The sequence below is a fragment of the Bradyrhizobium tropiciagri genome, assembly GCF_018130505.1.
GTDB lineage: Bacteria > Pseudomonadota > Alphaproteobacteria > Rhizobiales > Xanthobacteraceae > Bradyrhizobium > Bradyrhizobium tropiciagri_B.
The window spans coordinates 200,704-224,515 of record NZ_JAFCKH010000001.1; the positions used below are offsets into that span (position 1 = coordinate 200,704).

A 23,812-nucleotide genomic window follows, 5' to 3' on the forward strand; every position below is an offset into this window, starting at 1 on the left:
GCGGTCATGCTGATGCTGTCGCTGATCGGCATCGGCTGCGGCGATCCGCAGCAGCTCACGCAGGCCGCGATCGGCGCCATCAACGCGGCGGACCTGATCCTGATCCCGCGCAAGGGCACCGCAAAGTCTGACCTCGCCGAGCTGCGGCGAAGCATTTGCGCCGACGTGCTCACCAGCGCACGCACGCGCATTGCGGAGTTCGACTTGCCGGTGCGCGACGCCGACGACCCGGATTATCGCAAGGGCGTCGACGATTGGCACGATGCGGTCGCGGCGGTATGGTCGCGCGAGATCGCAAATCATCTCGGCGGCGAGGGACGCGTCGCGTTGATGATCTGGGGCGATCCGTCACTCTACGATTCGAGCCTGCGGATTGCGCGCCGGCTCGACCCGCTGCCGGCGATCGAGGTGATCCCCGGCATCACCTCGATCCAGGCGCTGTGCGCGGCGCATGCGCTGCCGCTGAACGAGATCGGCGAGCCGTTCCTGGTGACGACGGGCCGGCTGCTGCGCGAGAACGGTTGGCCGGCCGGCGTCGACACCATCGTCGTGATGCTCGACGGCGGCGCGGCTTTTCAGACGCTGGATCCCGAGGGCTTGCAGATCTGGTGGGGCGCCTATCTCGGCATGCCCGACCAGATCATCATGGCGGGCGAACTCGCCGAGATCGGCCATCGCATCGTCGCCGCACGCCGTGAGGCGCGCGAACGGCATGGCTGGATCATGGACAGCTACATCCTCAGGCGGTAGGCGACGAGCCTGTTGCCGTCGAACAGCTCGAGCGTCGTTTCGCAGAGCGCCGCCGCAGGTACCGGCATCAACAACGCAAATGCTGGTTCCGGCGCAACGCATCGAAACGTTCAGCCGACCATGATCGTCAACCGCATTATGCGCGTGGTCTAGATCGCGCTCTCATGATCGGTAGTTCTGTCGGTATTCTTCTACTTCGCTTGGCGTGAGCTCTCGGTACTGCCAAGCGCCATTCGCAAGCGGCGTCGGGGAGGACTGTTGCCAAGAAATGGCGAGTGCAGATGCCAGTGGTCGTTTCGCGAACACGCCCGGATGGCGAGATAGGTCATCACGGCAATACCGGTCATGGTTTATACGTGAAACCACCGTACCATGACGAAAATGCACCCGATCCGTGAATCTCTTCACCAGCTCGAACGGCCAATGTGCTCGTCGTGCTCGTTCTTGGTGGTGGGCCTGTATTCCCACTTGCCGTTGACGTAGCGGCGCATCCGCTCTGAACCATCAGAGTGCCACTTGCCGTTTCGCTTGGAGCGATAATGGTAAGCGTAGAACACGATGAAGATGCCGACGATCAAGACGATCTGCAGCCAATTCGGCACTTCTAAACGCCTCCTGCGAGGAGAGGCATTTCCTTCAAACAGGAGATTAGTTCCATCCTAGGTATTCCGGTAGTCAATCTGCAACCCGGAATTTAGTCTCGGCAACCTCTCAGTGCAAGAGGTTGCACTTCACAACTTTTGACCCAGGCCGCCTACAGGCGGCTTTTTTCCGTTGGAGAAGTCATGACTGACCTCGTTGCCCTCGAGGCTGCGAATGAACGTCGTTGGGCGGCTGCCAAGATCGCCCCGCATTTCATTCACGACGGCTCGTCGATCCGGAAAAGGCCAACGCACGCTACCGTGCGGTAGAGGCCAAGGCCTTCATCACTGTCGTACACGAACGCGGTCCGACCGGAACTATGTTCACGGCCGGAGAAGGAAGTAACTTCAGATTACCGTGTTCTGCCAGTTACTTGACGGAATGCATCGTCTTCGTCGTGTCGGTTCTGTGTCACCGATCTGCGGGCCAGTTCGGCGCGCAATTGCTCGTCGGAATAGCCGGAAAGCATCTTCGTGATCTCAAGCGCGTTGTGGGTCACGTCATCGAACGCCGCCCGCATGGCGGGCGAGGCCAACACGTCGGTGATCGACCGCCGCTTTACGGCGTGCCCGTAGGTCTCCAGCACCTGCTTGGCGCTCGCCCAGCCACCCAGCCATGCCACCGTCCAGACGTCCACGCCGCGCCGTAGCAGCTCGGTGGCGAAGCCGTGCCGGCAGCAGTGCGGCGTCAGGACCGGCAGCTTCGCGCGCTCCACGGCGCCCCGCCACGTCTCAATCATGTCGCCGTACTTGCGGTAGACGAACAGCGGCCGGGTGGGGACCGGATCAAGGTTGGCGAGCGCCGCCACCAGGATTGCGGGCAGGTGAGGCGTCCGCGTCACGGTGACCAGCTTGTCCTTTTCCACCTTCGTCATCCGGATCGTGGCCTCTGCAGCCTGAAGGTTCAGATCCTTCTCGCGGTCGATCGCAAGGCCCTCGCTGGGCCGTGCGCCGGTCAGGAACATGAACAGGGCGTAGGCGCCGAGATGGGGCTTCGTGGCCGCGCGGAAGTCTTGCACCCAACGGAGCGTCGCCGGCTCCTTCTCCTTGTGGATTTGCGGGAACCGCTTCACTCGGATGAAAGAGCAAAGGTCGTTCTCGGCGCAATGGTTGATGACTGACTGAACCGGCGAGACCGCCAAGCGGTTTTTGGAAGCTCCGGTGCAGTGACCATAAAGCTCGTCCGCCATGGCGCGTATCTTCTTCGACGTGATGTCCTTGACGTAGACGATCTTCTCTTTCTTGAAATAGTCCCGTGCGGCCTGCACCACATCGAGGGTGCCAACCATGCAGGGCTTGCCGTCTGCCAGAAACTGAATGCACGCCTGCTCGAATGTCAGGATGGCGGCGGGACCATCGAAATGACCGTCCCAGTAACGCTTTTCGATTTCGGCAATCTGGCGCGCGGCGATGTCCTTGTCCGTGGTGAAGCAGGACTCCCTAAGCCTTTGCCTCTTGCCAGCCGGCCCAACTGTTCCGCGGTAATGCCAGATTTTGCTTCCTGGGCGCCGGTAGAGCCTAAGCGGCATTGTTCAATCTCCCTGATGCGCGTGCGGATGCGCTCAATATCGGTCGGGTCAAACTCTTTCCGCCGGCCCATCGGAGTGTAAAAGGGGACGCCCTTGGCATCCACAGGATATTGCGCCAGCCAGCCGCGCAGCCACCGTTCGGACATTCCCAACTCGGTTGCAGCTTCCAGCATCGTGAGTGGCTTTGTCATGCTTCCATTTTAACCGAAATTACGCACAACCCAAAATTTAAAGTGCTTACGCACACGCATTTTTCAGCGGTCAACTACTCCGACGTCTTGTGAGAAGACTGAAACCATCTCGCCGAGCTCCATCATGCGAACAAGTCGTTTTGCGCCGGCGGCGCGTCGTGCAAGGCGAGTTGCGAGAGTGCGAACCGCATACGCCGCTTGAAGCGGGACAACTCCGTTGCCGAGCATTCGAAGCTGGTCCACCCGTCCAACCATCCCATCAGCCATCCGACGAACCGCTGGTTCAAACTCCGGCCAGAATTCGAGGATGTCGCGCCATCCGTCGATGTCATTTGGCGCCGGAGGGAAGAGGCTGCGTCTAGCGTTGCATTCATCGACCGCGAATTGCCCGGCTGATGGCTCCCGTCGAAGCTCAAGGATGTCGGTGTCGGCCACTGCACCGCCATCGTGCTCAGGCCGTCCCCGCTGCTCTCCGATAGCCCCTTGCGGTTGTGGTTGCCGTTCAAGGTGGGGGTTGCCCAGGCCGTTGCCTGCGCCGGCAACGGAATGCCGCCCGCTCCGAAGGATTGGTTCGGCCCGCCCTTCTCCGCGTCGCTGGCCCTTGGAGTACTCCAGATGATGGCTACTTCCTGAAGGTCCGGGCCGCCGGCTCCCCGTTCGGATCGCTTCGAATTGGGGCCACCAGATAGTGCTTTCGGCCTCGGCCACGGCGAGGACGAAAACGCGGTTGCGCTGGTGCGTCGCGCCACATTCTGACGCACTGAATAGTCCAACCTCAACCTCGAAACAAAGGCGTCGAAGGTTCCGACACAGCCGTTCAAGTCCACCAGTGTGGAGCATGCCTTCGACGTTCTCGATGAGGACGAACCATGGCCGGGCCTGAACAATGATCCGGCGGGCCGCTGACCAGAGGTCGCGTTCGTCTTCCTCTCCGAGCTGCTGGCCTGCAACGGAGTGAGGCTGGCACGGGATGCCGCCAATGAGGCCATCCACAATTCCACGCCATGGGCGGCCGTTGAAGGTTCTGACATCAGACCATATAGGCGCTGGAGCCATAAGGCCTTCTTCCATCGCCGTTGCCAGTCTCGCGACTGCGATTGCTTCCCTCTCCATGCACACGACTGAGCGAGCAGTTGGGATTGCCAACTCGACGCCGAGGTCGAGTCCTCCGCCTCCGGTGCAAAGGCTGATGAGGTTGAGGCTATCGGAACGTAAAGCCACATTCACGGAAGCCTCTCGACGATATGGAACGTATTGACGTTCACCGCGCGGAGGGCATCCTGGCAAGGCTTGCACAGCCAAGTGTGGCCCTTCAGGAAGGCGTGACCCGGAATATCCGCGCTATTGGCCGCCAGAGCTGCGGCGTTAGCTTCAGCGTGGGTCGAGCCGCAGAGCTCATATCCGGTCCCCGTCTCGCACCCAGCGGTGACGCGGGGGCAGGTATCTAGGCCATCCACGGCGCACTGATTGGTCGCGTAGTAGCGCCGCCCATCGGAGCGAATGATGACGCATTCGGTCATCTGCTTGAGGCATGGCTTCATTCGCCTACCTCGCTCTCCTCGGAAATGTGTTGCGTCATGACTAAAGCTCGAAGCTGGACTTGTAGAAGCGCGGGCCGGGAGGTGTCGGCCGGCTTTCCGAGTGCTTCTTGACGCCCTCGGCTTCGAAGAAGCCATAGTATTTGCTTGTCGTGCGGCTCGCACACTTCAGCTCTCTCGCAATGTCGCGAGATGTGCGGCCGGCCTTGTAGGCTTCCTTGATCTGAGCGATCTCCGCATCGGTCAGATGGTTGCCTTTGGATCTCGGCTTTTTCCAATCGTCTTTCAGGGTAGTCAACGCGCTTCTCCTGATTGCTCCTCGTGAACCACTGCGTGTAAGACGGCGTCAGCGGCTCCGAGGTAGACCTTCGGAAGTGCGCGCCCAAAGAAGCGGTTGAATTGATCGGCGGTTGGATCGACGACGCGCCCATCCGCCAACTCGATCCAGAAATGGTTGATCGATCCGATATCGAATTTGATGGTGCCTTCGCGCAGGGTGCTTGGCACGCCGTGCATGTTCAACAACGTGACCAGCGGCGCGCAGACTGCGAAGCACATGTAGTCGCTCTTGCCTCGGCCGACGATGCCGCGGCGGAATCCGGTGACGAATTTGAGGAGCTGTGCGTCAGTCATGGCGCAACTCTTGCGGAGGGTGCTGCGCCAAGCGCGCCTCGTGGTCGTGCAGGATCTTCATCCAGTCCTGAACGACGCGAAGCATCATCTCGATCTTCGTCATCTCGACTTTGTATTCAGCCGAGTGACCTTTCCCTTGCTCCCACGAGCCGTAACAGTTGAGCGCATAGGTCAACTGGCGCGTCTCGGAATCGTATCCCGTCGTCGCGTGGCAATTAGCGTTTTCCAACAGAAGGCTTCGAGCGCGAGCTTTGCTTAGTCTCATGTTGCGCTGCTCCCATTGGTCCCACCCGTCGATGAGACGGGCGGGAAGGCTTCGTCCCGAACCATCTCCAGGGCGGCAAGATGTCCGCGCTGGAATTGGTTGTCGGCCGGATCGCCGTCGTAGGATGCAATCGCGCGGTTGACATATTCCCGCGCGCCCTCCGCCGCGAGCCGTCGCGCGCACTCGTCCTCGACCAACTGGCGAATGTTCGCCTCAACCTGATACGCATTCCACTGTGTCGGGTTGGATTTGGCTTGATGGATGCGCGTCATCAGCGCGTCGAATTCCTGCTCGAAGGCCAAGCTCATCGCTTAACCTCCGCGTTTGCACCCGGAGATGGAGCACATGAGGACTGACCGGGCGTGGGTTCATCCCGGCCAGCCCCGTTCTCTCTGTTTTCATGGGGAATTGCTGACGCTACTTCATGGTCGCCTCCTGGGCTGCTCTGCTCGGCGCGCTTCTCAGATCCAACTGCGCCGCTATGCCGGTTGGACTCGGCCCCACAAACCTTCAATCTAACTTCGTAGAGAGCGCACTGACGCGCATGCCAGCGCTCGCCCTGCAAATCCTTGCCTGCCTGAAACGACGCCTTCTGCATGCCAGATGCTTCCGCGATCTGGTCATCGATCCACTTGCAGATATCGCCACCCCTCTGTCCGGAGTGCGGACGACCGTTCGATGCCGCTGGCGTCACCTCAAAATGCCGTCGGAATTCAACGTGTGATTTTCGGTTTTTAGCGCCAAACCAAAACTGCCAGTGCGAGCCGTCAGAAGCTTCGACGCCCATATACCAATTGTCATTCGACATCTGCTCGATATGGACGTCGCTGCCGCGGATCACGATCTCATCGATCACGTCCTCAACCTTACGGACCTCCACGGGTGGTCCGAGCGTAAAGCGGCCTGACGATCCTGTAGAAACTGACGGGCCAGGCGCTGGGCTGGCAAGCCGGGTAGTCTCACCCTCCGGCTGTGACGGTTCGCATTTACGGGGCTGGTCCGTGAGACCACCAGCACCTATAGCGCCGTCCGCGGCTTCGCTGCCGTCAGAACTCTTTAGTGCCCGGATAGCGTCGGCAATGACTGACGCCTCCATGGCGCGAGCGAAATAATTCGCCCTCGGCGGCGCGCTCTTCATCTGCTTTGCTTGGGCGCGCAGCTTAACCGCCCGGTTCCTTGCGATCTTCTCGCAGCGCTCGCGTTCAATCTCTATGCCGCTAGGTGCCACACCTTGGGCAGGGGCTGCGCCAAGAGCATCCTTGAATTGCCGGTAGCTCTTCGAGCTGCGCGCCTCGCCGCGGTCAACCTTGTCAATGAAGTCTTGGGCGGCGCGGGCCAATAGCTCTTCACGTTCACTCATGCGCAGCGCCCTCCAGCGCAAAATAGCAAGTAGGTGAGGAGATAGAGGCCGCCCAAGATGATGACGACGGCGCCGATGCAGCCCGCGCCGCTCGCCAGTCCTGTAGCAGTGCCGGCGTTGAGCATTCCGGCCGCGACGCAGATCGCAAGGCACGCCGCGGCAATCGACGGGACCGGGTACCAGTAGACCGTCAGCGCCAGGAAGATGGCGGTCATGGCGACGAAGCCGACTTGGGCGAGGCGGATCATTAGTCCTCGTCCTTCTCGATTGGATCGCCATCAGCGTCGAGGTGCGCCGGCGGCCATCCCTGCGCGACGATGTTGCGATGTCTGATCCAGCGATTGGCGAGCCTGAAGGGATAGCAAGCGACCGATGCCGCGATCATCGCGAGGAAGAACGTCAGAACGGGATGCTGGCCCATGAATTCGTACATCGTCATCGGTCGCCTTGTATGAGTTGTTCGCGGAGGAGTGTGGGGATAGCTCAGCGCGCGGCCAAAGCCTTCCGGGCGCGATCAAGAGCGGCGCCGAACGTCCAGGGGCGCTCAGAGGCGACGTCGCCATATTCGACATGGTCGGCGAACATGTGCGCGTAGATCGTCACTCCGGAGGGGAAGTCGTTTCCCGTAATTGCCCGAACGTATTGACCACACAGGCAGGCATCGCAGTTGATCCAGTCGTATTCGGTGTTCGACGGCTGCGTCTCCAGCCAGGCGATCAAGCTCTCCAGCGTAAACGGATCGGCCTTCGTTTCGGTGGTCAGGTAGCCGTTTTCAACGAACATTTTGGTCCCCGCTATGTTGCTTTGTGGCTGTGTGACTAAACAGAAGACGCGACGGCCAAATCCCAGCGCGCGTCGCCGGTCGTTAGGTAGCTGCGAAGTGCGGTTGCGGCCTCAGTGGGAGTGACCTTTGACCATTCCCTGAAGCTCAAGCACTGCGGAGTGAAGAGATCGCGCAGGCCGTCCAGCCGATCCATCCAGCCATGAAATCTCACGCCTGAGATTGCCTCTGCAGTGCCACCGATGCAGGCGACTGTTCCGCAGTTTGCCGTAGCCGCCCATGTTCCGAGGTTGAACCGACCATCGAAGCGGGGTTTGAGGCCGGCTTCTTCCCAGGAATTGTTGATGAAGAAATCCTCATCATCGGGCGAGGCGTGAATGAGCTTCCCAGTCTCGAGAAGCACCAGCGTCTTGATCAGCGCGTCCTTCTGCGCCTCGGAGATTTTGAGTTCGTCAGCGGACTTGAAATTCTGTGCAAGCATTTGTTTTCTCCGGGTAATTCTTGTCGCAACGCCTCATCCAAGACGGCGGGGTAGCAGCAGCCAAACCACGGCGAGCGCCAACCCGATCAAAATCAAACTCGGCCAATGCTCCGCGAACGACATCGGCATCGCGCCTGTGCCTTGAGGGCCGCCGAAGGACTGCGCGTAGGTGGGGGTGATCATCGGTCGATCTCCACTGCCGGCAACCATTTGCGGATCGGCCTGGTTGCGGTGTTCTGTGGCGCCGAGCGGCGAAAGCCTTGCGAACGCATCTTTGGAGCGCGCGCGGAGATGCCGCGGTAGTTGTCAGCAACGCGCTTCGACTTCGCGATGACCGGGATATCGATCTTGATCGTCTTGGCCTTGTGACACTCGACGCAGAGCAGAGCGCAATTCTGCAAGCTTGTGTCGCCGCCGATCGCATCGGGCACGATATGGTCGAAGTGATACCGCTTGTGCTTCAGGTTGGCGTTGCAGCGCTCGCCGCTTGCCAAAATCCCTTCGCACAGTCCCTCCGAGCGCTCATAAGCGGCGCGGCGCGTCTTGGTGTTGAACTCACTCCTCATGACCGGCTCTCCGGATCGTGGAAGGTGACGTTGTGGTTGGCGCCGAAGGCATGGATGAGATCGATGAGGCCCGAAAACTCGGCCTTGCTCAGGTTCGAGGAGGAGCGGCCAAGGTTCACAAAGCCGTTGCCGTTGATGTTGGGCACCAGCCGCATTTCCTGGTTGAGCGCGTCCATGAACAGAAGCTTCCAGTCCTCGGTGGACAGCTTGAGGCCATGCCACTGCACCTGAGAGGCGATATCGGTCAGAGCCGCCCACATGCGATCGTTCTGCGCCTGCGTGCGCTTGGCGTCCTTGAAGATGACGCGGGTGCCTTGCGGCGCCTTCTCGATCCAGTGGACTGCCCGAGCTCGGACAGCCTGATCGGAGAGGGTGAGCTGAGCGCGGGACATCAGCCGGCCATCCTCATGTCATCGCCAGCTTCTTGCTTGCGCAGTTCCGCAAGATGCTCCTTGCAAACACCCCGGAACATCTCTTGCCAGTCGGCCTTGAAGTCGGCCACGCGAGCGATGGTGTTTTCGTCCTTCATCCACGCGAGAAACTTGGCTGAGTCCGAGAAAGCGTGTGCCTCTTTCTGGATCGCGGCGAACAGCGGTCGCTGATCGGCGACGCGAAGCTTCTGGGCGGGGGGCGCGTGCGGGATGTTCTCGATGATCTCGCCGTGCTGGTCATACTCAGCGGGCGGCAGAATATCCGTGGGGCGGGTGACATGCGGGTTCGGCCGCTTGAAGTCGTCAGCCTCCTCCTCGGAGTAGAGATCGCCGTGAGAGGCGAGCAGCTTCAGGATGACGCGATCCTTGGCGCGCTTTTCAGCCATCGCAATGGGATACGCGTTCTTGTTGTTCTTCGGGCTGGCTTCGCCGAACGAATACTCAACGTGATCACCGAGCTTGCCGCTGATGAGCACAGCGACGAGCCCCGCCGCCATGTCGCAGACCTTCAGTTCGGGCCGGTCCCAGACGATACCAACCTCGGCAGCAACGCGCTCAAGGGCCTTGTGCTTCACGACCCAGGTAGAGCCATGAACTTCCCAAATCTCGTCGCTATCGACGCTATACCTCGCCATGAATTCCATGACGGCTTTTGACGGCTTACCCATTAGCGTACAATCCTGAACGAGGGCGGGTTGCGGGCGAGGAGAAAGCCCATGATGAGCTGGATGCGAACGGCGATCTGGCCGAAGGCGACCTTCTGGCTCTCGACGAGATCGACGGTTTCGGGGTTGTTCGCCATCGCGCAAAGCTCGTCGAGTTCGCGGACGATGAAATCAACCTTCGCTTCCATCTCCTCGGCGGGAGACATCGGCGGCTCTTCCAGAGTGCGGCGGACGTTCTCGACGATCTGGCGGTCGAAATCGAGTTCGGACATGACTGACATCACGCGTTCTCCTCGATCTGCGCCATGAGGTCGGCGATCGCCGCTTCTTCCGTTGCGCCGTGGCCCACAGGGTGGGTTGAGAAGAATCCGTCCTGATCGCAATCGCAGTCGTAGTCATCGGTGACGGCGGACCAGTCCATGTTGCGAACCGGGATCGGCGGGTAATCGAACGAGGTGTGGACCTTGACGCCGTTGATCTGGTGCAGGGCCATCAGACCAGCTCCATCGCCGCGCGGCGCGCATCGGCACGGTCATCGGCTTCGCTTTCGCGATCCTCGCTGATCGCCTCGATCACCGCGGCCCGGACCTTGGAGGCCCATTCCGTGTGAAGGCGCCCACGGACGATCTCCGCGATCGAAGCGGGAGCCTGAACCTGCGGCCACTGGCGCACGCCGTTGACGCGCTCGCCGAAGCCTTCGAGAGTGATGTTGGAGGCGGCCCAATCGCCAGCACGGGAATAGATGATCTCGGCTTGGCCGTTGATCAGGCCGGCGGGGATGCCGTTAGCGATGACGAGGGGAAGTTCTTCGAAGGTGTAGTTGAAGGTGGCCATTGCCGTGCTCCCGATCTGATGGGAGCATCATAGTCGGAAAAATCCGACCGTCAATCGAAAAGTCGGAAAAATCCGATTTTTATTTGCAGGGCCACGCCTCGGTCAGTGCCTGCATGGCCAAAACCCTAAATGGATCCTGCAAAGTCTGAGGGTTTTTAAGCATGTAGTTGACCACTACTCGGGCTGCCTGCAGCTTCGTGACGCCCTTCGGCGCACAGACTTTGTATCCAGGCGGGAGCGCCGAACCTAAAAATGTCAAGGTTGAGATCGCACCGGAGCATTCGCCGTCCCACGCGTCCCAGTTGTTGCTACGGTCAATGAAGTGCTGGCAATGCTGGAGCATGAAATTGCCGCTCGCGAAGTCTTCTTCTGCGAGTGAGGGAACAGAGGAGACAAGCACCCAAACAGACGCTGCAAAGATCCCTTGAAAATTCATAGGTCCAAGACCGTTCGCTTGACCCGGCCGACGACCATCCGCTCGGCGTCTTCCTTGGTCTTTACAAAAACAGGCTCATGGGAGGGGTTCGTTGAGTATGGGGCAAAGCGCGGAGGATCCGCCCGCCAAAGCTTAAAACTGGCCTCGCCGCGCTGCGAAATGACGTAGGGCTTACCAGAAACCAGCGTTCGATCGGCCTGGTTGACCACGATCGTTGAGCCATCCGGAGATATCCGATCCATGGAATCGCCTTCTACGGTTAAGGCGAAAAAGTCGCCGCGGCCGAGATCCGCGAAGGCTAAGAGCGGCACATCCTCAACGGGAATTTGGGAGGAGGGCGCCCTTAGCTTTCCGGCAGCGACGGTATCCAGAAGCGGCACGGTTTGCATCTTGGGGGCCGCGCGCTCTTTTTTAGGCGCCGCCGAGCCCAAAACCTCTTGTACGGTCCATTCAAGAGCCTCCGCTACTAGCGGAAGCTTGGCTTGGGTAAAGCCCCGCTTTCTCTCGTCGAGCAAATCGCGGATGTAATTTCGCTCCAGGCCGGGGACGCGCTGGGCGGCCTCAACCGCGCCGAGCCCGATTTCCCGTAGCCTGCGCTCAACCCTTTGACGTAATTCATTATTCGCCATGGCGGATTTATCCGACTTTCCGCCACAGAAGGCGAATGGGATGTTTCCGACTTTTCTTGCTTGCAAAGTCGGAAGTTTCCGACTAGAACAGTCGGCGCCATGGAAAATGAACTCCGAACGAACCTTCTGACGTGCGCGGCGCTCTATGCGGCAAAGCGGGAAATTGGCCTTTCCACGCTCGGCCGTCTAGCTGCTGGCGATTGGCGGTTCTTCACCAATCTTCCAAAGGACGACAAGACCTTCACGGCACGCAAATACGATGAGGTCTTGCATTGGTTTTCTGCGAACTGGCCGTCCGGGTCGGATTGGCCAGCTGACATCGATCGCCCCCGCGTTTCGGAACAACAGGGGGTCGCGTGATGCGTTCAATTCGCTTTGCCTTCCGGATTTTCGACAGGCGCAAGCGCGAGCAGCCCGTTCTGAAGAGACGAAATCAAGCTCTGAGCGCCCTGAACTGTGGTTCTAAGGACAGCTACGGTGCGGGCCTGCAGAATTACGCCTCCCTCAGCGCCGGGTGCTGCGGTTACGGCGACCAGGGTAGCGCCAATCATGCCTTGGGGTGTTTGTCCAGCGGGAACGGTATCGAAGAATATAATCGGGGCGCTATCGCCGCCGGATACTTCAACGATCTCGCCGGCAATGGTCATCGCGGGCTTAACGTTAGCCATGATCTCTGCTCCCTGAAAAGCGCCGCAGCCCAACAGCCTATGGTTGCGCGGCAATCGGGCCGATTTCTTCGTTCTTGCCGAGCTTTTGTCAATGCCTGGAGGGCCACATGACCCGTCACTTCGGGATTCAGACCGCGAGAGCGGGCCTCACTGGGGGCACTGGGGAGCGCCCGCTCTCGCGTCACGGCGCACGCAATACTGGCGCCGAACTACTTCCTCCGCTTCCCGCGGAATCCCTCAAGCCCTTTAGCCGTCCGCTCGAACGCCTCGATGGATCGGAGACGGTGAAGGACATAATCGCGCTGAGCCTCGCGTTTCTCTTCTTGTGCTCTGTCGGCGTCGGGTTCGCCGTCGCGCTGTTCATCTGCTTTTTCGTTCAGACGTAGGATCGCTTGATTGTTCCTGAGCCTGTTCAGGATCACCAGTGCCGCCAAGCCAATCGGTGACCAAGTTTCAGGCTCATTATCGTTGTCGTGATGCGTACCCATGCCGATCAACAAACAGCATGGGATTGTCCAAGTGAGAGCAAAAAATGTCCGGAGATCGAAAGTGATCACCTCGGCCGCAATCACCAGCATGACGCGGGACCGCGCACATGCCCTTGTCGAGAGAGCCGAGCGAAAGACCGGATCGCGCATGGCGGCCTACAAGGCTGTCGCCGCCGCAGTTGGCGCGTCTCCTGGATGGCTCCGCAAACTGATCAAGGGATACGAGGCGAAAGAACCTCGCGCGACAATCTACGAAAATATCAGGGCGCAATACGAGGCATTGTGCAGCCGCGTCGAACAGGAAAACGAACTCGATGAGGCGCGCCTTCGCCTTCTGATGGGAAATGCGCATGAGGTTATTGAAAGCAATCGGCAAGAAGCTGGTCGTCAAGATCAGGCTGGCATGGGTGAGGATTAGAAATGCTGGAGGACGCACTCCTGATTGAGCTGAGAAGGCAGCAACGTGGCAATCCCGAGGATTGCAAGATCCTGGTCCTTTGGAGAGAGGGCTTCGACACGTTCGACATCGCTGAGATGCTTGGCGTCCCTGAGCATCAGATCGCGAACCGGCTTATCCACATTCGTTCACATCCCAAATCCACGGATAGTCAGAAAACTCGTTTGGTGTATTCATGAAGCGTCGCGAGATGAAAGGGATCCCGCGCATCGTTCAGGGTATCCGCTTTGGCAGTGTTGATGACGGACCATTCGCGCCGTTGCATCGCCGGATTGGCATTGAGACGAAGGTCCATCAGCAAGCCATCCTTTGTCATCCTTACGAGCGTTGGAGCGGGCGCACAAACATGAATGCTCACTGGTACCGCATGCCGATCACGCTGCCAAAGGTGGGATGATGAAGACTATCGCAAAGCAGTATTTCGAAACGCTTGCGAAGATTCAAAGCGCAAAGCCGCGATCGCGCCGTAAGATCGTCCTGACCCATCGCTTGGTCAATCTGATGACGCGCCAGCTCCGCAAGGAGAACAGAACGTCGTGACCACGATCCGTAGGAGCATCCCGACCGAAGGCATGCCGGCTTGGTGGGATCTCGGCTGGATGTACGTCATGCCTGATTTCGACACGCCGAACCATTCGATCGTCGAGTGGCGAGGCAATTCCGCTCCAGTAGAGCCAAACCGCGTTCCTGCAGCATCACCAACCGAGGGCGCGCATGAGCGAACCGAATATCGGACATAACAGTGAGGCCGCGGCGCGGTTCTCCAAGGAACAGTTGAAAACCATCATCGAGCGCATTGAGCGGCTTGAGGAGGAGAAGAAGACGATCTCCGATGACATTCGGGACGTCTACACCGAAAGCAAGGGAAACGGCTTCGACGTCAAGGCACTGCGCACCATAATTCGGCTGCGCAAGCAGGACGCGAACGAACGCGAGCAGCAGGAAGCCGTTCTGGATACCTACATGCACGCCTTGGGGATGCTGTGAACCACTGGTGGCGGGCATATAACGAAGCGGTGAACGATCCGAAGCTGCAGCTCATCTCGGATTCGCTGTTCCGTGCGTGGTTCAATCTCATGTGCATTGCCTCGGCGCACGATGGCATCCTGCCTCCGCTGAAGGACATTGCGTTCACCTTGAGGATCGCGCCGACCAAGGCCGCCCAGGTTCTTGCGCAGTTGCATGGCGCTGGTCTGCTCGACAAGACTGAAACGGGTTTCACGCCTCACAATTGGAACGGCCGGCAATACAAGTCGGACGTTTCAACTCCGCGAGTGAAACGTTTCAGGCAACGCAAAGGAACCGTTTCATCCGGCGTTTCAGAAACGCCCCCAGATACAGAGACAGAAACAGATGTTTCCGAAGCAAGAGCTTCGGGCGCTTCAGCGCCGGACGATCCGCGAATGAGGTTGTTCCGCGATGGGCTCGCCAAGCTGTCATCGATGACCGGCAAGGGGCCAGATGCTTGCCGCTCCTTCGTCGGCAAGTGCCTGAAAGCGGCCGGCGACGACGCAATCACAGTCCTTGGATTGATCGAGGAAGCCGAACGAAATCGAGTTGTTGACCCCTCTGCCTGGATAGCTGCGCGGCTGAAAGGAGCCGAAAATGGACGACCGAAGAACGGGATCACTGAAGCCGCTAAGGATCTCCGCGAACGACTTGCCAGCTTCGATGGCCCGCCAAGAGGCGCTGACGAGCTACGCAGCGGAGAGGGCGGAACTCCTGTTCGGCTGCTATCGCACGGGTGACGCCAACGATCCGAAGGTCTACGTCGCTGCGGTGACGGCGGTCCTCGCTCGCTATCCGGAGCAGGTGATCACCGAGGTGACCCATCCCGTGACGGGCTTGCCTTCCAACGGCAAGGGCTGGCTTCCTACCGTCAAAGAGGTCTCCGACGCTTGTGCGCGGGCTCATGAACCCATCATCCAAGGTGAGCTGCGGCTGAAGCGCATCAAGGAGCAGATGGAAGCCCGCGAGCGCATGGACCGCGGCGAGAAGCCAACGCTCGAACAGTTGAAAGCCCGTTTCGGGGAGAATTGGGGCCTCGATAAGGTGCAGCCTGAGAAGACGCAGGACGAAAAGCGGGAGGAAAACCGCGCCGCAATGGATCGGGAACAAGCGCGCGTAAGAGCCGAATACAACGAGGCGGGCGCGCCCGCGCCGGCATCGAAGTTGGCTTTGAGCATCGAAGCGCGGCGCCTCATTGCTCAGCAGGACGAATTGCGACAGGCGGCGAAGCAGGCAGCGGAGTAGGAAATGAACGGGGCAGTTTACGAAATCGGCCAGGTTGTCGGCTTTGTGGATTTGATCGAGGATCAGCGAGAGGAATTCCCGATTAGTCCGACTTCGCGGTGGTATTGCGCGGTCACAAACCCGAATTGCCAGGCGCGTGCGGCGCTAGGGCTTCATGAGATCGGCTATCGCACCTTCTACCCGAAGGTCAGGCGCTGGGTAACCCACGCCCGCGTCAAGCAGGCGAAGGATAAGCCGCTGCTCGGCCGGTACATCTTCGTTGAGATCGATCCGAAGAACGATCAGCAGTCTTTCTACGCAGTACGCGCGGTCAACGGCATCGAAGCCATTCTGTCGTCATGGCAGCAGACCGCCCGCGGCATGAGCATCCAGCCGGCGCCGTTCTCGTCGGAATGGATCGCCAGCATGCGCATCCGTCAGATGGCCGGCGAATGGGATGAGACCAAGGGAACCGTCCCCATCGGCGCCCGCATCAAGCTGATGGAGGGCGAGTTCGCCGATCGGCTGGCAACGGTCACGGCCAAGGAAGGCCGCACCGAGAAGACCATCGTGTTCAAGCTGCATGGCGAGAACCAGTATGGCAAGCTGCACGTCAGCAACGTGAGGGCGGCATGAACGAGGCTGATATCCGCAATCGAACACTGATCGAAGCGATGCGCCGCATCACAGCCCTTGAGGGCAACGAGAAATACAAGCAGGCTTGGAAGCGATCAATTCAAGTTCTCGCCGACATGCTCGTTGATATTCCCAAAGAGGTACCAGACAAGCGCGAACAAATCAGCGAATTATCATCTCGGCCGGTTTGAAGTTTCACCCGCCGGGCGGCTTGTGTCCGCTTGAATCTCAATCAAGCCTTTCAAGATATCAAATGGGTCATGGTGGACGACGAGCAGGCGCCGGTCGCAAGAAGGGCGCCGCGACGAAAAAGACGAGAGAGGCAGCCGATCTGATCCTCGCCTCTGGCACCACGCCGCTCGGCTACTTCCAGGGGCTTCTTGAGGGAACGATGGCCTTCGATGAGGTCAAATTCGAGGCCGCGAAGGCTGCGGCGCCCTACGTGCATGCGCGGCTCGCCGCGGTCGAGCATTCGGGCAGTATCGGTGTGAAGAATGCCAGCGAAGTAACCGACGATGAACTTGCGAATATCGCCGCAGGAAGCAGCGAAGGAACTTCTGAGGCGCCGGTCGATAAGACGCAGCTTAACTAGCTGGTGTCAGTACGCGGGCTTTGAGCCGGCGGCGCATCACAGGCTGCTGATATCGAAGCTGGAGCAGGTCGCACTTGGCGCGAGCGATCGGCTGGCTGTTTTTATGCCACCTGGCGCGGCGAAATCGACGTATTCGAGCATTCTCTACGCCCCTTGGTATTTTGCTCAGCATCCTGCTCACTGCGTCATTGCTGCGTCGCATACTGCGGAGCTAGCCGAGAAGTGGGGCAGGCGAGTTCGCAACCTGCTCGCCGAACACCGTTTGATCCTTGGAGTTGGTCTTGCGCCTGATAGCCAAGCTGCCGGACGGTGGGAGACTGATTCTGGAGGCGAGTATTTCGCGGCCGGCGTCGGCGGAGCTGTGGCAGGACGACGAGCTGACCTGGTTGTCATCGACGATCCGATCCGTAGCCGAGAAGATGCTGATTCAGAGACCATCCGTGACAAAACATGGGATTGGTACAAATCAGACCTTTACACTCGACTTAAGCCGGGCGGACGGATCGTTCTGATCCAATGCATGACGGGCGATACGCTGGTCTTGATGGCGGATGGCACAGAGCGGCCACTGCGGGACATCAGTGTTGGGCATCGTGTCGCGACCTTCGCGAACGGCGCTCTTGCAAGCTCGTCTGTTGTGAATTGGTGCAGCAATGGTCTTGATCGCGTGTTTGAGATCAAGACGACTTCTGGTAGAATCGTCAAATCAAACGAGAGGCATCCGTTCCTCGTTTTTGAAGACGGGAAGCAGAAGTGGATACGAACGAGAGACTTGCGCCCGGGCCACGCAATGTTCCGGGTCAATGGGGAAAATGGAAGGGCAAAACTTGCGCTTGCGAGGGATGTGACAAGCCCGTCGTCTGCCGAGGATATTGCGCTTCCCACTACAATAAAAAGCGTTGGTCGGACGGCGTTCGGCCGCCTTCTGTCAATGCAAAGTCTCGGCGCGCTGCGCACCTCAAGCACCGCTATGGTGTCACAGCTGAAGAGTTTGATCGCTTATTCGCTTCGCAGGGCGGTGTCTGCGCTGTCTGCAAACAGCCTCCCGGCAAGAATGTGCGCGCCCATTGGGGCGGTAAGTTATGCGTCGATCACTGCCACGACCGCGATGCTGTTCGCGGCCTCTTGTGCAACGACTGCAACCTCGCAGTTGGATATGCAAAAACGGCGGAAACAGCTTTGGCAGTCGCCGAATACCTCAGACTTCATTCTGGACGAGATTGTTGAAATCACTCCGGCCGGAGTTGACGAAGTCTTTGATGTCCAGATCGCCGGCACTGAAAACTTCATTGCCAATGGGCTGGTAAGCCACAACACGCGCTGGCATGAGGACGATCTCGCGGGCCGGCTGCTCGAGGACATGAAGGCCGGCGGCGATAGCTGGGACGTGATCTCGCTCCCTGCCATCGCCGAAGAGGATGACCCGCTCGGGCGAGTGCCAGGACAACCGCTCTGGCCCGATTGGGAAGACGAGGAGGCGCTGTCGCGCAAGCGGCGCGCAGTCGGCCCTCGGGATTGGTCAGCGCTCTACCAGCAGCGGCCAGCGCCTGAGGACGGGGATTATTTCAAGGTTGAGTGGCTGAAGCCATACGACATCGCGCCGGATCCAAAGCTCATGCGAATCTACGGCGGCTCGGACTACGCGGTGACGGCGGACGGCGGCGACTACACGGTGCATGCTGTCGTCGGGCTTGATCCCGAAGGCCGGATGTTCTTGCTGGACCTCTGGCGGAAGCAGGCGGCGTCGGACGAATGGGTTGAGGCGTTCTGTCGGCTGGTGCGTAAGTGGAAGCCGCTCGGCTGGGCCGAAGAGCAAGGGCAGATCAAGTCCGGCGTTGGTCCTTTCCTCGATCGGCGCCAGCGCGAGCTGCAGGCCTACGTGTTCCGGGAGCAGTTTCCGACGCGCGGCGACAAGGCGATCAGGGCGCAGTCTATTCGCGGCCGGATGGCGCAGGAAGGGCTCTACGTCCCGACCAAGGCTGATTGGTATCCCGCGCTGCGGAGCGAATTGCTGGCCTTCCCAGCGGGCAAGCATGACGACCAGGTTGATGCGCTGGGATTGGTTGGTCAGCTGCTCAACAAGATGTCCTTGGGCGCGGTGCCCGCTGAGCCAGAGAAACCAAAGAACGCAACGGGCTACCGCGCGATGCGCGAGTCCGCAGCATCAGGCGATTGGAAGGCAAGCATATGAGCGATCAGAACCCCATTCCGCCCAGCCCTTACGACTACGGCTGGTATTGCGGCCGACCGGGTAAGCCGAAGTAGCATGGAAACTCTCCCCGCGGTCATTCCCCAGCGCGCTGCCCCGACGATCGATCAGGGCAAGCCTGAGGACTATTTCAGCGTCGAGCGGCTGCGTCGTCAGTATAACGACTATGCCGCATCGAAGGACGCTGAAGCTCGGGAGATGGTGGACTCGCGCCATTACTATCACGGCGACCAGTGGACCAAGCACGAGATTGAGCAGCTGCGCCGTCGGAAGCAGCCGGTTGTCACCTCGAACCGGATAGTCCGAAAGATCGATGCGGTTGTGGGCTTGGTGGAGCGACTGAGGCAGGATCCGAAGGCATACCCGCGCACGCCAAAGCACGATGAAGGCGCCGAATTGGCGACGGCCACCCTGCGCTTTGTGCTCGACAACAACGATTGGAAATCTAAGTCAGCGCGTATTGCGCGGGCTGGCGGCATCGATGGCATCGCAGGCATCGAATACGATCTTGTCCCCGGAGACGAAAAAGACCCGTCGCTTGAGCTACATATCGCTTACGGCGACGGGTTTTTCTATGATCCGCGGTCCTTCGATGAGGGATTCACGGACGCACGCTATCTCGGCGTAGCCAAATGGGTCGATATCGAGCTCGCCAAAGAAATCGTCCCGAACAAGGCCAAAGAGATCGACGGCCTGATGGAGACCGGGACTGACCTGACGACCGTCAATGACAACGACCGCGAGCGGAACTGGATCAACACGACGGAGCGGAAGTGCCGCTTGGTCGATCATTGGTATATCCAGGGCGGGAAATGGAAGTGGTGCCTTTACATCGGCTCCTTGAAGCTGATGGAGGGCGTTTCACCGTTCATTGACGAGCGCGGCAAGACGTTCCCGCGGTATCGCATGTTCTCGGCGAACGTGGACCACGATGGCGACCGCTATGGGTTTGTGCGAAACCTGAAGAGCCCGCAGGACGAGGTGAATCATCGGCGCTCCAAGGCGCTGCACCTGCTCAACAGCCGCCGCGTCGTGTCCGAAAAGGGCGCGGTCGATGATATCGAGGTCGCGCGCCGCGAATGGGCGAAGCCGGACGGGTGGGTTGAGGTCAATCCTGGCCTCAAGATGGAGCCCGACGACAGCACGAAGACCGATTTCAAGGGCCAGCTGGAAATGCTCCAGGAGGCCAAGAACGAGATCGAGAATTTCGGGCCTAATCCGGCGCTGATCGGGCAGGGGCTCGAGGATAGCTCTGGCCGCGCCATTCAGCTGTTGCAGCAGGCTGGCATCGCCGAGCTCGGACCGTATCTGTCGGCCTACAAGAACTGGAAAATCCGCGTCTATCGGGACATATGGAACATCATCCAGCGCTATTGGACAGCCGAGCGCTGGATTCGTGTCACCGACGACATGAACGTCGCGCAGTTCTTCCAGATCAACAAGCTGCAGATCGATCAATTCGGCCGGCCGGCCATCGTGAACGATATCGGCTCGCTCGACGTGGATATCATCATCGATGAGGGCCCGGATGCAGTGAATATGCAGGGTGATGCGATGATGATCCTGCAATCACTCGGCCCGCAGTTCCTGCAGCAATTCCCGGATATCGCGATCGAACTGTCGCCGCTGCCCAACTCGGTCAAAAAGCCGATGTTGGACAAGATCAACGCGAAGATGAACGCCCCGCCGCCCCCTGATCCGAAGGTGATGGCGCTTCAGCAGAAGGCGCAGCTCGAAGCGCAGACCGCTCAGCGCGAGGACGCGCGCGCAGCGGCTCAGGCACAGCAGGATATGGCGCTGCAGGCACGCCAACAGCAGATGAACGAGCAGCAGGCCGCGATGGATGCTCAGCTTGAGCGCATGAAGGCGGCTAATGACATCGAAATTCAGCGAATGAAGGCTGCAGCCGACATCGAGATCGAGCGCATCAAGGCTGCGAACGCCGCGCGAATGCAGCAGGAGCAGCACGCGCAGTCCATGGACCTCGCCAAGGACAAGGCGGCCCAAGACGCCAAGCTGGCGCGGCAGAGGCCGCAGCGCGCCAACGCCTAGAGATCGCACGAGCCGGCGATATTGGCTCACTCACGCATGCCTGAGCGATAGAGGGCATCACGTCATCGCACGAAACGCGAAGGGAAGACCATGAACGACCAGGAGCTTAGCGAGACTGAACTGTTTGATCAGGCTGTGACGGAAGAGGGTGGCGAACAGGCCGACCAGCAGACGGAACAGCAGGTTGACCAGCAGGAGCAGCAGGCGGATACGCAGGCAGCGTCGGACCAGCAGCAGGCCGAAGCCAATGACCGGCAGCAGGTTGACGACAATGCCCCGCACATTCCGTCTTGGCGACTGCGCGAGGTCAACGAGGAGCGCCGGCAGCTCGCCGATCGCGTGAAGGCCCTTGAAGCCGAACGGCTTGAATGGCAGCAGCGCGGTCAACAGCAGCAGCGGCAGCCCGAGCGGCAAGAGCAGCAGCAGAAGGACAATCGTCCCGATCCGCTTCTCGATCCTGAAGGCTATGCCAAGGCTGTCCGCGAAGAGATCAAGCAGGACATTCTCAACGAGCGCCGCGAGGAGAGCATGCAGGCTGCTAGGGATAGCAACCCGCAGGCGTTCGACGAGGCATTTCAGGCGTCGGTTCAGGCGATGCGCAACGGGGATGTTTCCCTGCGCGCTCGCATGCAGGCGTCTCGTGATCCCGGCAAGACGCTTCTCACCTGGCACAAGGAGCAGAAGGACCGCGCCGAGGTCGGCAACGACTTGACTGCCTACAAGCAGCGGCTCCGGGAAGAAGCTCTGAAGGATCCCGAATTCCGCAAGCTCGCTATGGAGGCTTGGCGGGAGCAGGGCCAGCAGCAGTCGAACAATGGTCGGCCCAAGGTTGAGTTGCCCCCAACGCTGAACGGCGCCTCCCGCGCCAATTCCGCGCTCCGATCGGACGCCTCGGAAGAGAAATCCGATTTCGAGCTTTTCAACGAAATCGCCGGCTAATCGACCCGACATCCAAGAAAAACCACCCGCCTTTCGAGGCGGGTTTTTTATTGGGCGGGTGATGGCCAGCAAGACAGGAGTTGCCTTAGATGGCCCTCACTACGAACCACCCGAACAACGAACTCGTCAAATTTCGCCGGAGTATCATTTCCGACTTCCTGCGGAAGTCCCGGTTCGACCCCTTCATGGGCTCGGCGCCGACCAACGTCATCATCCGCTTCGCTGAGCTGGAGGCCGATGGCAAGGAACTGCGCGTTCCGCTCGTCACGCAGCTCTCGGGCAGCGGCGTCGGCGCCGGCACGCTGCGCGGCAACGAAGAGCAGATGGACAGCTACGGCTTCCCGCTGTGGGCTGACTGGGCTCGTAACGCTGTCGCCAACAACCGCGCCAGCAACAAGGAGTCGAGCTTCAACGTGCGGTCCACCGCGCGGTCGTTGCTCAGCGGATGGGGCAAGCGGATCGTTCGCGACGATCTCGTGGACGCGCTCCTCTCGATCCCGACTGCGACCATCCAGGCCAACCGCTTCAGCGCACCGGGCAACCGCGTGAACGGCATCAGGTGGTCGGCCGCCACCACCGGCAACAAGAACAGCTGGGTCACCGCGAACTATGACCGCGTGGTGTTCGGCTCGCAGATGTCGAACTACTCGACCACCTTTGCGACCGCGGTCGCCAACGTGGATTCGACCAACGACAAGATGACCGCGGCAGTCGGCAACCTCGCGAAGGACCAGGCGAAGCAGTCGGGCGTCGATCCGAACAACCCGGGCGTCTACAACGGTCGGCCGAAGATCACTCCCTATCAGCTGCCCGAAATGGACGAGGAACTCTACGTCTGCTTCCTCGGCTCGCGGGGCTTCCGTGACCTTCAGGCCGATCCTGTGATGTATCAGGCGAACCGTGATGCGCAGGCCCGTGAAAACGGGGGCGCCAAGGTCAACCCGATCTTCACCGGCGGTGCCATGAAGTACAACGGCATCCTCTACAAGGAAATCCCGGAGATCACGCAGCGGCTGCTCCTGAAGGGGGTAGGCAACGGCGGTATCGACGTCGAGCCGTTCTTCATGTGCGGTCAGGCCGCTCTTGGCTACGCCACTGGCCAGATGCCGCGTCCCACCCAGCTGGAAGATGGAGACTACGACTTCATCACCGGCATGGGCATCGAGGCGCAGTATGGTGTCGGCAAGGTCGCCAAGGCTCCGCAGAACGTGTCGGGTGCCACGGTCGGCGATCTCGTCGATTGGGGCATGGTGACCGGCTTCGTCTCCGGCGTCGCGAACTCCTAATCCATCCCTGAGCGGCCTTCGGGCCGCTCTTTCCTTTTCCCAGACATAGGAGAGGCCAAATGGCTCTTCGTATCGGTTACTCCCAGCCGCAGGCTGGTCCTCAGGGCTTTGCCCGCACCAAAAAAGTGTTCGGCGGCACGGTCAACATTCTGGCGGCCGATCTCGTCACCACCAACCAGGTGGCCTTGTTCCGCGTGCCTGCTGGTTTCGTCGCCCAGGGCCTGTTCGCATCAGCGACCGACATGGACACCAATGGTTCGCCGACGCTCACGCTCAACATCGGCGATTCCGGCAGCGCAGCCCGGCTGCTGTCGGCCTCGAATATCGGTCAGGCCGGCACGTCCACCAGCACGATCGCGACGACTGGTTCGTATTACCAGTTCACCGCGGACACGGACATCCTGCTTCAGCCGGCGGCCAACGCTGCGACCGCGGCTGCGGGCACGATTACCGTGTACCTCGAAGGCTTCATGGCCAACCCGTAACCCTTTGCCCGCCTGTCGCGTTTGATGGGCGGGCAGAT

39 protein-coding genes and 1 pseudogene are annotated in these 23,812 nt (G+C 60.0%); 14 read left to right on the forward strand and 26 right to left on the reverse strand.

All coding sequences use genetic code 11. The features are described 5' to 3' along the window. Nucleotides 1-6 precede the first annotated feature (6 nt). On the forward strand, nt 7-750 hold the full coding sequence (gene cobF, locus JQ633_RS00850) for a precorrin-6A synthase (deacetylating) (protein WP_211981385.1): 744 nt from the start codon (nt 7-9) through the stop codon (nt 748-750). Nucleotides 751-1,154: 404 nt separating this feature from the next. On the opposite strand, the gene JQ633_RS00855 is transcribed toward cobF, so the two are convergent. The 23 genes and pseudogenes from JQ633_RS00855 to JQ633_RS00955 all read right to left on the reverse strand — a co-directional run bounded on the left by JQ633_RS00855 (nt 1,155) and on the right by JQ633_RS00955 (nt 11,730). Beyond that, nucleotides 1,155-1,352, reverse strand: a complete 198-nt coding sequence (locus tag JQ633_RS00855; protein WP_211981387.1) for a hypothetical protein — start codon at nt 1,350-1,352, stop codon at nt 1,155-1,157. A 392-nt stretch (nt 1,353-1,744) separates the two neighbouring features. Then, nucleotides 1,745-2,920: a tyrosine-type recombinase/integrase gene (locus tag JQ633_RS00860; RefSeq protein WP_211981389.1), complete on the reverse strand. Its 1,176-nt coding sequence runs from the start codon at nt 2,918-2,920 to the stop codon at nt 1,745-1,747. Nucleotides 2,921-3,174: 254 nt separating this feature from the next. Further along, a complete protein-coding gene (locus tag JQ633_RS35040; protein WP_249158669.1) occupies nt 3,175-3,546 on the reverse strand; it encodes a hypothetical protein in 372 nt (123 codons plus the stop codon). Nucleotides 3,547-3,816: 270 nt separating this feature from the next. Then, nucleotides 3,817-4,407: pseudogene (locus JQ633_RS35575) on the reverse strand (DNA cytosine methyltransferase); the annotation flags it as partial. After that, the gene (locus JQ633_RS00870) at nt 4,335-4,652 is read right to left on the reverse strand and encodes a hypothetical protein (RefSeq protein WP_211981393.1); all 318 of its coding nucleotides are present in this window, start codon (nt 4,650-4,652) and stop codon (nt 4,335-4,337) included. The pseudogene JQ633_RS35575 and the gene JQ633_RS00870, both read right to left, overlap by 73 nt. Nucleotides 4,653-4,692: 40 nt before the next feature. Further along, nucleotides 4,693-4,947, reverse strand: a complete 255-nt coding sequence (locus JQ633_RS00875; protein ID WP_211981394.1) for a helix-turn-helix domain-containing protein — start codon at nt 4,945-4,947, stop codon at nt 4,693-4,695. After that, on the reverse strand, nt 4,944-5,282 hold the full coding sequence (locus tag JQ633_RS00880; protein ID WP_211981396.1) for a hypothetical protein: 339 nt from the start codon (nt 5,280-5,282) through the stop codon (nt 4,944-4,946). The genes JQ633_RS00875 and JQ633_RS00880 overlap by 4 nt, the downstream gene beginning before the upstream one ends. Continuing rightward, on the reverse strand, nt 5,275-5,547 hold the full coding sequence (locus JQ633_RS00885; protein ID WP_211981397.1) for a hypothetical protein: 273 nt from the start codon (nt 5,545-5,547) through the stop codon (nt 5,275-5,277). Before JQ633_RS00885 ends, JQ633_RS00880 begins: the two co-directional genes overlap by 8 nt. Then, nucleotides 5,544-5,855: a hypothetical protein gene (locus tag JQ633_RS00890; RefSeq protein ID WP_211981399.1), complete on the reverse strand. Its 312-nt coding sequence runs from the start codon at nt 5,853-5,855 to the stop codon at nt 5,544-5,546. Before JQ633_RS00890 ends, JQ633_RS00885 begins: the two co-directional genes overlap by 4 nt. Further along, on the reverse strand, nt 5,852-6,907 hold the full coding sequence (locus tag JQ633_RS00895) for a hypothetical protein (RefSeq protein WP_211981401.1): 1,056 nt from the start codon (nt 6,905-6,907) through the stop codon (nt 5,852-5,854). Before JQ633_RS00895 ends, JQ633_RS00890 begins: the two co-directional genes overlap by 4 nt. Then, nucleotides 6,904-7,155, reverse strand: coding sequence for a hypothetical protein (locus JQ633_RS00900; RefSeq protein WP_211981402.1), 252 nt, complete (start codon nt 7,153-7,155; stop codon nt 6,904-6,906). The genes JQ633_RS00895 and JQ633_RS00900 overlap by 4 nt, the downstream gene beginning before the upstream one ends. Next, entirely contained in the window at nt 7,155-7,346 is a 192-nt protein-coding gene (locus JQ633_RS00905) for a hypothetical protein (RefSeq protein ID WP_211981403.1), read from the reverse strand. Before JQ633_RS00905 ends, JQ633_RS00900 begins: the two co-directional genes overlap by 1 nt. Nucleotides 7,347-7,390: 44 nt before the next feature. Continuing rightward, entirely contained in the window at nt 7,391-7,690 is a 300-nt protein-coding gene (locus JQ633_RS00910; protein WP_211981405.1) for a hypothetical protein, read from the reverse strand. A 35-nt stretch (nt 7,691-7,725) separates the two neighbouring features. Further along, nucleotides 7,726-8,169: a hypothetical protein gene (locus JQ633_RS00915; RefSeq protein WP_211981406.1), complete on the reverse strand. Its 444-nt coding sequence runs from the start codon at nt 8,167-8,169 to the stop codon at nt 7,726-7,728. A 33-nt stretch (nt 8,170-8,202) separates the two neighbouring features. Beyond that, nucleotides 8,203-8,352, reverse strand: coding sequence for a hypothetical protein (locus JQ633_RS00920; RefSeq protein WP_211981408.1), 150 nt, complete (start codon nt 8,350-8,352; stop codon nt 8,203-8,205). Then, on the reverse strand, nt 8,349-8,735 hold the full coding sequence (locus JQ633_RS00925) for an HNH endonuclease (RefSeq protein ID WP_211981409.1): 387 nt from the start codon (nt 8,733-8,735) through the stop codon (nt 8,349-8,351). Before JQ633_RS00925 ends, JQ633_RS00920 begins: the two co-directional genes overlap by 4 nt. After that, nucleotides 8,732-9,127, reverse strand: a complete 396-nt coding sequence (locus tag JQ633_RS00930; protein ID WP_211981413.1) for a recombination protein NinB — start codon at nt 9,125-9,127, stop codon at nt 8,732-8,734. The genes JQ633_RS00925 and JQ633_RS00930 overlap by 4 nt, the downstream gene beginning before the upstream one ends. Beyond that, nucleotides 9,127-9,834, reverse strand: a complete 708-nt coding sequence (locus JQ633_RS00935; RefSeq protein WP_211981415.1) for a hypothetical protein — start codon at nt 9,832-9,834, stop codon at nt 9,127-9,129. The genes JQ633_RS00930 and JQ633_RS00935 overlap by 1 nt, the downstream gene beginning before the upstream one ends. Then, on the reverse strand, nt 9,834-10,112 hold the full coding sequence (locus JQ633_RS00940) for a hypothetical protein (protein WP_211981416.1): 279 nt from the start codon (nt 10,110-10,112) through the stop codon (nt 9,834-9,836). The genes JQ633_RS00935 and JQ633_RS00940 overlap by 1 nt, the downstream gene beginning before the upstream one ends. Then, complete coding sequence (locus tag JQ633_RS00945; protein ID WP_211981419.1) at nt 10,112-10,324, reverse strand: hypothetical protein; 213 nt, start codon at nt 10,322-10,324, stop codon at nt 10,112-10,114. The genes JQ633_RS00940 and JQ633_RS00945 overlap by 1 nt, the downstream gene beginning before the upstream one ends. Further along, complete coding sequence (locus JQ633_RS00950; RefSeq protein WP_211981420.1) at nt 10,324-10,665, reverse strand: hypothetical protein; 342 nt, start codon at nt 10,663-10,665, stop codon at nt 10,324-10,326. Before JQ633_RS00950 ends, JQ633_RS00945 begins: the two co-directional genes overlap by 1 nt. Nucleotides 10,666-10,744: 79 nt before the next feature. Further along, the gene (locus JQ633_RS35580; RefSeq protein WP_433995616.1) at nt 10,745-11,101 is read right to left on the reverse strand and encodes a Rap1a/Tai family immunity protein; all 357 of its coding nucleotides are present in this window, start codon (nt 11,099-11,101) and stop codon (nt 10,745-10,747) included. Further along, nucleotides 11,098-11,730: a S24 family peptidase gene (locus JQ633_RS00955; protein WP_211981422.1), complete on the reverse strand. Its 633-nt coding sequence runs from the start codon at nt 11,728-11,730 to the stop codon at nt 11,098-11,100. Before JQ633_RS00955 ends, JQ633_RS35580 begins: the two co-directional genes overlap by 4 nt. Before the next feature lie 99 nt (nt 11,731-11,829). Between JQ633_RS00955 and JQ633_RS00960 the strand changes: the two genes are divergently transcribed. Continuing rightward, nucleotides 11,830-12,090 carry a hypothetical protein gene (locus JQ633_RS00960; RefSeq protein ID WP_211981424.1) on the forward strand — a complete coding sequence of 87 codons (261 nt, stop codon included), beginning with the start codon at nt 11,830-11,832 and terminating at the stop codon, nt 12,088-12,090. Between the two features lie 5 nt (nt 12,091-12,095). Here the strand turns inward: JQ633_RS00960 and JQ633_RS00965 are convergent, their stop codons facing one another. Together JQ633_RS00965 and JQ633_RS00970 are read right to left on the reverse strand one after the other, a co-directional pair. Continuing rightward, nucleotides 12,096-12,398: a hypothetical protein gene (locus JQ633_RS00965; protein WP_211981425.1), complete on the reverse strand. Its 303-nt coding sequence runs from the start codon at nt 12,396-12,398 to the stop codon at nt 12,096-12,098. Nucleotides 12,399-12,607: 209 nt separating this feature from the next. After that, nucleotides 12,608-12,976: a hypothetical protein gene (locus JQ633_RS00970; RefSeq protein WP_211981426.1), complete on the reverse strand. Its 369-nt coding sequence runs from the start codon at nt 12,974-12,976 to the stop codon at nt 12,608-12,610. Between the two features lie 58 nt (nt 12,977-13,034). Here JQ633_RS00970 and JQ633_RS00975 point away from each other — a divergent pair, with 58 nt between their 5' ends. Continuing rightward, entirely contained in the window at nt 13,035-13,304 is a 270-nt protein-coding gene (locus JQ633_RS00975; RefSeq protein ID WP_211981427.1) for a hypothetical protein, read from the forward strand. 190 nt (nt 13,305-13,494) lie between these two features. On the opposite strand, the gene JQ633_RS00980 is transcribed toward JQ633_RS00975, so the two are convergent. Further along, a complete protein-coding gene (locus JQ633_RS00980) occupies nt 13,495-13,638 on the reverse strand; it encodes a hypothetical protein (RefSeq protein WP_211981428.1) in 144 nt (47 codons plus the stop codon). A gap of 419 nt (nt 13,639-14,057) precedes the next feature. On the opposite strand from JQ633_RS00980, the gene JQ633_RS00985 reads away from it, so the two are divergent. The 11 genes from JQ633_RS00985 (at nt 14,058) to JQ633_RS01035 (ending at nt 23,774) form a co-directional block, all read left to right on the forward strand. After that, nucleotides 14,058-14,330, forward strand: coding sequence for a DUF2312 domain-containing protein (locus JQ633_RS00985; RefSeq protein ID WP_211981429.1), 273 nt, complete (start codon nt 14,058-14,060; stop codon nt 14,328-14,330). A 29-nt stretch (nt 14,331-14,359) separates the two neighbouring features. Further along, the gene (locus JQ633_RS00990; protein WP_211981430.1) at nt 14,360-15,091 is read left to right on the forward strand and encodes a hypothetical protein; all 732 of its coding nucleotides are present in this window, start codon (nt 14,360-14,362) and stop codon (nt 15,089-15,091) included. Further along, entirely contained in the window at nt 15,015-15,596 is a 582-nt protein-coding gene (locus JQ633_RS00995; protein WP_211981432.1) for a hypothetical protein, read from the forward strand. Before JQ633_RS00990 ends, JQ633_RS00995 begins: the two co-directional genes overlap by 77 nt. A gap of 3 nt (nt 15,597-15,599) precedes the next feature. Next, nucleotides 15,600-16,211 carry a transcription termination/antitermination NusG family protein gene (locus JQ633_RS01000; RefSeq protein ID WP_211981433.1) on the forward strand — a complete coding sequence of 204 codons (612 nt, stop codon included), beginning with the start codon at nt 15,600-15,602 and terminating at the stop codon, nt 16,209-16,211. After that, nucleotides 16,208-16,402 carry a hypothetical protein gene (locus JQ633_RS01005; RefSeq protein WP_211981434.1) on the forward strand — a complete coding sequence of 65 codons (195 nt, stop codon included), beginning with the start codon at nt 16,208-16,210 and terminating at the stop codon, nt 16,400-16,402. Before JQ633_RS01000 ends, JQ633_RS01005 begins: the two co-directional genes overlap by 4 nt. A gap of 62 nt (nt 16,403-16,464) precedes the next feature. After that, nucleotides 16,465-16,803, forward strand: a complete 339-nt coding sequence (locus tag JQ633_RS01010; RefSeq protein ID WP_211981435.1) for a hypothetical protein — start codon at nt 16,465-16,467, stop codon at nt 16,801-16,803. Then, nucleotides 16,727-18,994: a phage terminase large subunit gene (gene terL, locus JQ633_RS01015; protein WP_211981436.1), complete on the forward strand. Its 2,268-nt coding sequence runs from the start codon at nt 16,727-16,729 to the stop codon at nt 18,992-18,994. Before JQ633_RS01010 ends, terL begins: the two co-directional genes overlap by 77 nt. Before the next feature lie 75 nt (nt 18,995-19,069). Continuing rightward, the gene (locus JQ633_RS01020; protein WP_211981437.1) at nt 19,070-21,064 is read left to right on the forward strand and encodes a cell envelope integrity protein TolA; all 1,995 of its coding nucleotides are present in this window, start codon (nt 19,070-19,072) and stop codon (nt 21,062-21,064) included. Between the two features lie 90 nt (nt 21,065-21,154). Next, a complete protein-coding gene (locus JQ633_RS01025) occupies nt 21,155-22,003 on the forward strand; it encodes a hypothetical protein (protein WP_211981438.1) in 849 nt (282 codons plus the stop codon). An 89-nt stretch (nt 22,004-22,092) separates the two neighbouring features. Next, on the forward strand, nt 22,093-23,289 hold the full coding sequence (locus tag JQ633_RS01030) for a DUF4043 family protein (RefSeq protein ID WP_211981439.1): 1,197 nt from the start codon (nt 22,093-22,095) through the stop codon (nt 23,287-23,289). A 59-nt stretch (nt 23,290-23,348) separates the two neighbouring features. Further along, nucleotides 23,349-23,774: a hypothetical protein gene (locus tag JQ633_RS01035; RefSeq protein WP_211981441.1), complete on the forward strand. Its 426-nt coding sequence runs from the start codon at nt 23,349-23,351 to the stop codon at nt 23,772-23,774. Nucleotides 23,775-23,812: the final 38 nt, after the last annotated feature.

Coding starts and splice junctions, on each gene's coding strand:
- cobF (WP_211981385.1), top strand. CDS start 7: ATGCTGATGCTGTCGCTGATCGGCATCGGCTGCGGCGATCCGCAGCAG.
- JQ633_RS00860 (WP_211981389.1), bottom strand. CDS start 2,920: ATGCCGCTTAGGCTCTACCGGCGCCCAGGAAGCAAAATCTGGCATTAC.
- JQ633_RS00870 (WP_211981393.1), bottom strand. CDS start 4,652: ATGAAGCCATGCCTCAAGCAGATGACCGAATGCGTCATCATTCGCTCC.
- JQ633_RS00880 (WP_211981396.1), bottom strand. CDS start 5,282: ATGACTGACGCACAGCTCCTCAAATTCGTCACCGGATTCCGCCGCGGC.
- JQ633_RS00885 (WP_211981397.1), bottom strand. CDS start 5,547: ATGAGACTAAGCAAAGCTCGCGCTCGAAGCCTTCTGTTGGAAAACGCT.
- JQ633_RS00890 (WP_211981399.1), bottom strand. CDS start 5,855: ATGAGCTTGGCCTTCGAGCAGGAATTCGACGCGCTGATGACGCGCATC.
- JQ633_RS00895 (WP_211981401.1), bottom strand. CDS start 6,907: ATGAGTGAACGTGAAGAGCTATTGGCCCGCGCCGCCCAAGACTTCATT.
- JQ633_RS00900 (WP_211981402.1), bottom strand. CDS start 7,155: ATGATCCGCCTCGCCCAAGTCGGCTTCGTCGCCATGACCGCCATCTTC.
- JQ633_RS00905 (WP_211981403.1), bottom strand. CDS start 7,346: ATGACGATGTACGAATTCATGGGCCAGCATCCCGTTCTGACGTTCTTC.
- JQ633_RS00910 (WP_211981405.1), bottom strand. CDS start 7,690: ATGTTCGTTGAAAACGGCTACCTGACCACCGAAACGAAGGCCGATCCG.
- JQ633_RS00915 (WP_211981406.1), bottom strand. CDS start 8,169: ATGCTTGCACAGAATTTCAAGTCCGCTGACGAACTCAAAATCTCCGAG.
- JQ633_RS00920 (WP_211981408.1), bottom strand. CDS start 8,352: ATGATCACCCCCACCTACGCGCAGTCCTTCGGCGGCCCTCAAGGCACA.
- JQ633_RS00925 (WP_211981409.1), bottom strand. CDS start 8,735: ATGAGGAGTGAGTTCAACACCAAGACGCGCCGCGCCGCTTATGAGCGC.
- JQ633_RS00930 (WP_211981413.1), bottom strand. CDS start 9,127: ATGTCCCGCGCTCAGCTCACCCTCTCCGATCAGGCTGTCCGAGCTCGG.
- JQ633_RS00935 (WP_211981415.1), bottom strand. CDS start 9,834: ATGGGTAAGCCGTCAAAAGCCGTCATGGAATTCATGGCGAGGTATAGC.
- JQ633_RS00940 (WP_211981416.1), bottom strand. CDS start 10,112: ATGTCAGTCATGTCCGAACTCGATTTCGACCGCCAGATCGTCGAGAAC.
- JQ633_RS00945 (WP_211981419.1), bottom strand. CDS start 10,324: ATGGCCCTGCACCAGATCAACGGCGTCAAGGTCCACACCTCGTTCGAT.
- JQ633_RS00950 (WP_211981420.1), bottom strand. CDS start 10,665: ATGGCCACCTTCAACTACACCTTCGAAGAACTTCCCCTCGTCATCGCT.
- JQ633_RS35580 (WP_433995616.1), bottom strand. CDS start 11,101: ATGAATTTTCAAGGGATCTTTGCAGCGTCTGTTTGGGTGCTTGTCTCC.
- JQ633_RS00955 (WP_211981422.1), bottom strand. CDS start 11,730: ATGGCGAATAATGAATTACGTCAAAGGGTTGAGCGCAGGCTACGGGAA.
- JQ633_RS00960 (WP_211981424.1), top strand. CDS start 11,830: ATGGAAAATGAACTCCGAACGAACCTTCTGACGTGCGCGGCGCTCTAT.
- JQ633_RS00965 (WP_211981425.1), bottom strand. CDS start 12,398: ATGGCTAACGTTAAGCCCGCGATGACCATTGCCGGCGAGATCGTTGAA.
- JQ633_RS00970 (WP_211981426.1), bottom strand. CDS start 12,976: ATGCTGGTGATTGCGGCCGAGGTGATCACTTTCGATCTCCGGACATTT.
- JQ633_RS00975 (WP_211981427.1), top strand. CDS start 13,035: ATGGCGGCCTACAAGGCTGTCGCCGCCGCAGTTGGCGCGTCTCCTGGA.
- JQ633_RS00980 (WP_211981428.1), bottom strand. CDS start 13,638: ATGGACCTTCGTCTCAATGCCAATCCGGCGATGCAACGGCGCGAATGG.
- JQ633_RS00985 (WP_211981429.1), top strand. CDS start 14,058: ATGAGCGAACCGAATATCGGACATAACAGTGAGGCCGCGGCGCGGTTC.
- JQ633_RS00995 (WP_211981432.1), top strand. CDS start 15,015: ATGGCCCGCCAAGAGGCGCTGACGAGCTACGCAGCGGAGAGGGCGGAA.
- JQ633_RS01000 (WP_211981433.1), top strand. CDS start 15,600: ATGAACGGGGCAGTTTACGAAATCGGCCAGGTTGTCGGCTTTGTGGAT.
- JQ633_RS01005 (WP_211981434.1), top strand. CDS start 16,208: ATGAACGAGGCTGATATCCGCAATCGAACACTGATCGAAGCGATGCGC.
- JQ633_RS01010 (WP_211981435.1), top strand. CDS start 16,465: ATGGGTCATGGTGGACGACGAGCAGGCGCCGGTCGCAAGAAGGGCGCC.
- terL (WP_211981436.1), top strand. CDS start 16,727: ATGAACTTGCGAATATCGCCGCAGGAAGCAGCGAAGGAACTTCTGAGG.
- JQ633_RS01020 (WP_211981437.1), top strand. CDS start 19,070: ATGGAAACTCTCCCCGCGGTCATTCCCCAGCGCGCTGCCCCGACGATC.
- JQ633_RS01025 (WP_211981438.1), top strand. CDS start 21,155: ATGAACGACCAGGAGCTTAGCGAGACTGAACTGTTTGATCAGGCTGTG.
- JQ633_RS01030 (WP_211981439.1), top strand. CDS start 22,093: ATGGCCCTCACTACGAACCACCCGAACAACGAACTCGTCAAATTTCGC.
- JQ633_RS01035 (WP_211981441.1), top strand. CDS start 23,349: ATGGCTCTTCGTATCGGTTACTCCCAGCCGCAGGCTGGTCCTCAGGGC.